This is a genomic window from Verrucosispora sp. SN26_14.1 (assembly GCF_004307965.1).
Classification (GTDB): domain Bacteria; phylum Actinomycetota; class Actinomycetes; order Mycobacteriales; family Micromonosporaceae; genus Micromonospora.
Window position 1 is genome coordinate 1 of record NZ_SISL01000374.1, and the last position, 5,698, is coordinate 5,698.

Here is a 5,698-nt window from a genome sequence, read left to right on the forward strand (position 1 = left end):
CCCAACAAAGCCACCAGCGCCTGACGGCGTCGGCACCGCCACCCCCTGCGGTGTCCCACCCCCGAATGGAGCTACCCCCATGAACACCATGCTGCGCAACAGCGTCCTCGCCATCGCCGGACTCACCGTCGCCGGCGGCCTCGCCGCCGGACCCCTCAACCACAGCACCACCGACACCACACCGACCAACCCCATCGCCGCCGCCATCCAGGCCGACAAGCCCGACACCACCACGCTCATCCCGCACGGCCTACAAGGCACCCAGTCCCACATCGACCTCGACAACGAGCAGATCGCCAACGCCAAGGCCATCATCGCCGCGACGAAGAAGGCCGACATGGACGAACGCGCCGCCGTCATCGCCATCGGCACCGCGTTCCAGGAGTCGAAGCTGCAGAACCTCGGCCACCTCGGCGCCCGCAACGACCACGACTCCCAGGGACTGTTCCAGCAGCGTCCCTCCTCCGGTTGGGGCACGGTCGAGCAGATCACCGACCCCGAATACTCCACCCTCGCCTTCCTCAAGGGCCTCAAGCAGGTCGACGGCTGGCAGGACATGCCGCTGACCGTCGCCGCCCAGACCGTCCAGGTCTCCGCATTCCCCGACCACTACGCCCAGTGGGAACAACAGGCCGCCGACCTCGTCGCCGCACACTGGAACAGCTGACCCCACACCACCACGACGTTAGGAAGGGTCCCCTGCTATACACCAGGCGGTAACAGGGGGCCCTTCCTTACATCAGGACAGCAGGGCGTCGAGGGCCAGGTCTACGTCCTCGGGGGTGGTGTAGAGGTGGAAGGAGGCGCGGACCCGACCGGCCCGGACGGCTGCGCGTACCCCGGCCCGTTCCAGCTTGTGCTGCGCGTCGGGCACCTCCACGGTGACGATCGCGCTGTCGCCGGGCGGTCGCCCCAAGCCGGTGAGGAACCGGTTGGCCAGCGCCACGTCGTGCGCGTACACGGCCGGCACCCCGATCTCCAGCAGCAGTTCCAGCGCCGGGGCCGCGCCGACCCAGTTGAACCAGGACGGCGAGATGTCGAAGCGGCGGGCATCGTCGGCGAGCCGCAGCGGCGGCCCGTAGTAGGAGGCGTGCGGGTCGCGGCCCGCGTACCAGCCGGCGGCGTCGGGCCGCAGCCGCTCCCGCAGGGCCGGATCGAGGTACGCGAACGCGGTGCCCCGCGGTCCCATCAGCCACTTGTAGCCGCCGGCCACGACCACGTCGGCCCGGCTCGCGTCGAACGGCAGCCAGCCGCACGCCTGGGTGGCGTCCACCACGACGAGCGCGCCGTGCGCTCGGGCCGCCGCGACGATCTCGTCGTACGCGGCCACCGCCCCGTCGGCGGACTGCACCAGGCTGAACGCCACCAGGTCGGTGCTGTCGTCGATCGCGTCGACCAGCCCGCCCAGCGGTACGGTGCGAACCTGCACGCCCCGTTCCTCCTGCACCAGCCACGGGAAGAGGTTGGAGGTGAACTCGACCTCGGGAACGACCACCCGCGCCCCGGCGGGCAGCGCGGCGGCGACCGGGGCCAGCATCTGGGAGACGACGGCGCCGACCGACACGTCTGCCACCGGCACCCCGACCAACTGGGCGAACGCGGCCCGGGACCGGTCGGTCGTCTCGCTCCAGCCCTCCCACGAGCCGCGTCCGGCTCGCCACGCCGCGAGCGCGTCCTGCAACGCCTCCCACGCCGGGTCCGGCGGCAGCCCGTAACTGGCGGTGTTCAGCCATCCGGGCTGTGGTTGCCACAGTTTCTGTGCCTGTTCCAGTTCCACGCCCCGACGTTAGCCCTGGTCACGCCCGCGCCCCAGCGCCAATCCGCGCGCCCTGGCTCCCGACCCGCGCTAAGGGCCTGCGTTCCGAGAACCGTTCCGGCACCCGTGTCGTGCAGGCCGAGCAGGGTCAGCTCACGTTGGCGGGGCCGAGGACGCTCTTGAGGTCACCCATCAGGGCGGTGGTGGCGGCGACCCGGAACAGGCCGAGTCGCCAGGTCTCGACGCGCCCGCTGCGGTGCAGCTTCACGTGCACCTCGGTGTCGCCGGGATGCAGCAGCAGGGTCTCCTTGAGCCGGTCGGCGAGCGGTGGCGTGAGCCGGTTGACCGGGATCGTCAGGGTGACCGGTTTGCTCGCCGGGTTGCTGCTGACGTCCGGCAACTGCATGTCCATCGCCATGATGCGGGGGGTGTCGTCGCGCCGGTCGATCCGGCCCTTGACCACCACGATGGCGTCCTCGGCGATGTACTGCCCGATCACCTCGTAGGTGTTCGGGAAGAACAGCGCCTCCACCCCACCGGCCAGGTCCTCCAGGGTCGCCGAGGCCCACGCCCGGCCCTGTTTGGTGACCCGACGCTGCACGCCGGAGAGGATGCCGGCGAGGGTGACCACCGCGCCGTCGGGCACGGTGCCCTCCTCGGACAGGGTGGCGATGGTGCAGTCGGCCGCCGCGTTCAGCACGTGTTCCAGACCGAACAGCGGGTGGTCGGAGACGTACAGGCCGAGCATCTCGCGTTCGAACGCGAGCTTGTCGCGCTTGTCCCACTCGCCGTCGCTGATGACGGGCATGACCGTGGTGGTGGTCGCCGTCTCGGTGTCGCCGAAGCCCGAACCGAAGAGGTCGTACTGGCCGACGGCCTCCTTGCGCTTGACGTCGGCGTACGCGTCGATGGCGTCGGCGTGCACGGTGAGCAGCGCCTTGCGCGAATGCTTGAGCGAGTCGAACGCCCCGGCCTTGATCAGCGATTCGATGGTCTTCTTGTTGCAGACCACCGCGTCCACCTTGGACAGGAAGTCGTAGAAGTCCGCGTACTCGCCCTTCTCGTCGCGGCACCGCATGATCGCCGCCACCACGTTGGCGCCGACGTTGCGGATCGCGCCGAGGCCGAAGCGGATCTCCTTGCCGACCGGGGTGAACGGCCCGGCGGAGGTGTTCACGTCCGGCGGCAGCACCTGGATGCCCATCCGGCGGCACTCCGACAGGTACATGGCCATCTTGTCCTTGTCGTCGCCGACGGAGGTCAGCAACGCCGCCATGTACTCGGCCGGGTAGTGCGCCTTCAGGTACGCCGTCCAGTACGACACCAGCCCGTACGCGGCCGAGTGCGCCTTGTTGAAGGCGTACCCGGCGAACGGGACCAGCACGTCCCAGACCTTCTGGATGGCCTCATCGGAGTAGCCGTGTTCGCGGCAGCCGTCCCGGAACGGGATGAACTCCTTGTCGAGGATCTCCTTCTTCTTCTTGCCCATCGCCCGACGCAGCAGGTCGGCCTGGCCGAGCGTGTAGCCGGCGAGGATCTGCGCGGCGCGCTGCACCTGCTCCTGATAGACGATCAGGCCGTAGGTGGGGGCGAGGATCTCCCGCAGCGGCTCCTCCAGCTCCGGGTGGATCGGGGTGATCTCCTGGAGGCCGTTCTTGCGCAGCGCGTAGTTGGTGTGCGAGTCGACGCCCATCGGGCCGGGGCGGTACAGCGCCAGCACGGCGGAGATGTCCTCGAAGTTGTCCGGCTTCATCATGCGCAGCAGCGACCGCATCGGCCCGCCGTCGAGCTGGAACACGCCCAGGGTGTCGCCCCGGGCCAGCAGCTCGTACGCGGGCTTGTCGTCCAGCGGCAGGCCCAGCAGATCCAGTTCCTTGCCGTGGTTGAGCTGGATGTTCTTGACCGCGTCGTCGATGATGGTGAGGTTGCGCAGGCCGAGGAAGTCCATCTTCAACAGCCCGAGCGACTCGCACGTCGGGTAGTCGAACTGGGTGATGATGACCCCGTCGGAGTCCCGACGCATCAGCGGGATGTGCTCGATGATCGGCTCGGCCGACATGATCACACCGGCGGCGTGCACACCGGTCTGCCGGATCAGCCCCTCGATGCCCCGGGCGGTGTCGATGACCTTCTTGACGTCGGCCTCGGACTCGTACATGCCCCGGATCTCGCCGGCCTCGGCATACCGGGGGTGCTTCGGGTCGAAGATGCCTTCGAGCGGGATGTCCTTGCCCATCACGGCCGGCGGCATGGCCTTGGTGATCCGGTCGCCGACCGCGTACGGGTAGCCGAGCACCCGCGCCGAGTCCTTGATCGCGGCCTTCGCCTTGATCGTGCCGAAGGTGGCGATCTGCGCCACCTTGTCCTCGCCCCACTTGTCGGTGACGTACTTGATCACCTCACCGCGCCGACGCTCGTCGAAGTCGATGTCGACATCCGGCATGGAGACGCGCTCGGGGTTGAGGAACCGCTCGAAGATCAGCCCGTGCGGGATCGGGTCCAGGTCGGTGATGCCCAGCGCGTACGCGACCAGCGACCCGGCCGCCGAGCCCCGGCCGGGGCCGACCGCGATGCCCTGGTTCTTGGCCCACTGGATGAAGTCGGCGACCACGAGGAAGTACGACGGGAAGCCCATCTGGATGATGACGCCCAGCTCGTACTCGGCCTGCACGACGTGGCCCTCGGGGATGCCCTGCGGGTAGCGGCGGGCCAGGCCGACGAAGGTCTCCTTGCGGAACCAGGACTCCTCGGTCTCGCCCTCGGGCACCGGGAAGCGCGGCATCAGGTTGTGGAACTCGAACATCCCGGTCGGGTCGACCCGCTCGGCCACCAGCAGCGTGTTGCGGCAGCCCTCCAGCCAGACGTCGGAGCCGTCCACACCGCGCATCTCGTCGGCGGACTTGATGTAGTAGCCGCTGCCGCCGAACTTGAACCGGTTCGGGTCGGCGACGTTGCTGCCGGTCTGCACACAGAGCAGCACGTCGTGCGCCTCGGACTGCGCCTCGTGCGTGTAGTGCGAGTCGTTGGTGACCACCGGCGGGATGCCCAGCTTGCGACCGATCTCGACCAGCCCGTCCCGGACCCTCTTCTCGATGTCCAGGCCGTGGTCCATCAGCTCCAGGAAGTAGTTCTCCTTGCCGAAGATGTCCTGGTACTTCGCGGCGGCCTCAAGGGCCTGCGCGTCGTGGCCGAGCCGCAGCCGGGTCTGCACCTCGCCGGAGGGGCAGCCGGTGGTCGCCATCAGGCCGTCGGCGCACTCGGCCAGCAGCTCGGCGTCCATCCGGGGCCACTTGACGAAGTAGCCCTCGGTGTACGCCTTGCTGGTCAGCGTGAAGAGGTTGTGCAGGCCGGTCTTGTTGCGCGCCCAGATCGTCTTGTGCGTGTAACCGCCACTGCCGGAGACGTCGTCGCTCTTCTGCTCCGGGCGACCCCAGCGCACCCGCTTCTTGTGGAACCGCGACTCCGGCGCCACGTACGCCTCGATGCCCAGGATCGGGGTGACCCCGGCGGCCATGGCCTGCTTGTAGAAGTCGTTCGCGCCGTGCATGTTGCCGTGGTCGGTCATCGCCACGGCCGGCATCCCCTGCCGCTTGACCTCGGCGAACAGGTCCTTGAGGCGGGCCGCACCGTCGAGCATCGAGTACTCCGTGTGCACGTGCAGATGCGCGAACGAATCGCCCACGGAGCCCCCCGGGTCGGATGATCGAGACGGTCGGGGCTAACCCTAACCCTGCCGCCGGAGGCCGTTCCAGCGCGCCGCGCACCCCCGGTCCGCCGGGGTGTCGCGGATCATGCCGGCGCGGTCCACCGGCCCACCACGGCGGCGTGACCAGGCGCAGGCGACCGGTCACGGAGCGGCGCGGCCAGACCGGGACGGCACCCCGCAGGGCGACACGGCACGGTCACGGGGACGCAGGCACGGGCGGCACAGCGGCGGCGGCG

3 protein-coding genes are annotated in these 5,698 nt (G+C 69.4%); 1 reads left to right on the plus strand and 2 read right to left on the minus strand.

What is annotated here, in order from left to right:
• Window positions 1-79: 79 nt before the first annotated feature.
• Entirely contained in the window at window positions 80-667 is a 588-nt protein-coding gene (locus EYA84_RS24750) for a hypothetical protein (RefSeq protein WP_131055818.1), read from the plus strand.
• Window positions 668-739: 72 nt separating this feature from the next.
• Here EYA84_RS24750 and EYA84_RS24755 read toward each other — a convergent pair whose 3' ends face one another.
• Both EYA84_RS24755 and dnaE read right to left on the minus strand, forming a co-directional pair.
• Window positions 740-1,777 carry an aminotransferase class V-fold PLP-dependent enzyme gene (locus tag EYA84_RS24755; RefSeq protein WP_131055820.1) on the minus strand — a complete coding sequence of 346 codons (1,038 nt, stop codon included), beginning with the start codon at window positions 1,775-1,777 and terminating at the stop codon, window positions 740-742.
• 127 nt (window positions 1,778-1,904) lie between these two features.
• Window positions 1,905-5,438, minus strand: coding sequence for a DNA polymerase III subunit alpha (dnaE, locus tag EYA84_RS24760; protein ID WP_131055822.1), 3,534 nt, complete (start codon window positions 5,436-5,438; stop codon window positions 1,905-1,907).
• Between the last annotated feature and the right edge of the window lie 260 nt (window positions 5,439-5,698).

What these genes read in the sequence shown, in the direction of transcription:
- EYA84_RS24750 (WP_131055818.1), top strand. Translation starts at nt 80, where the DNA reads ATGAACACCATGCTGCGCAACAGCGTCCTCGCCATCGCCGGACTCACC.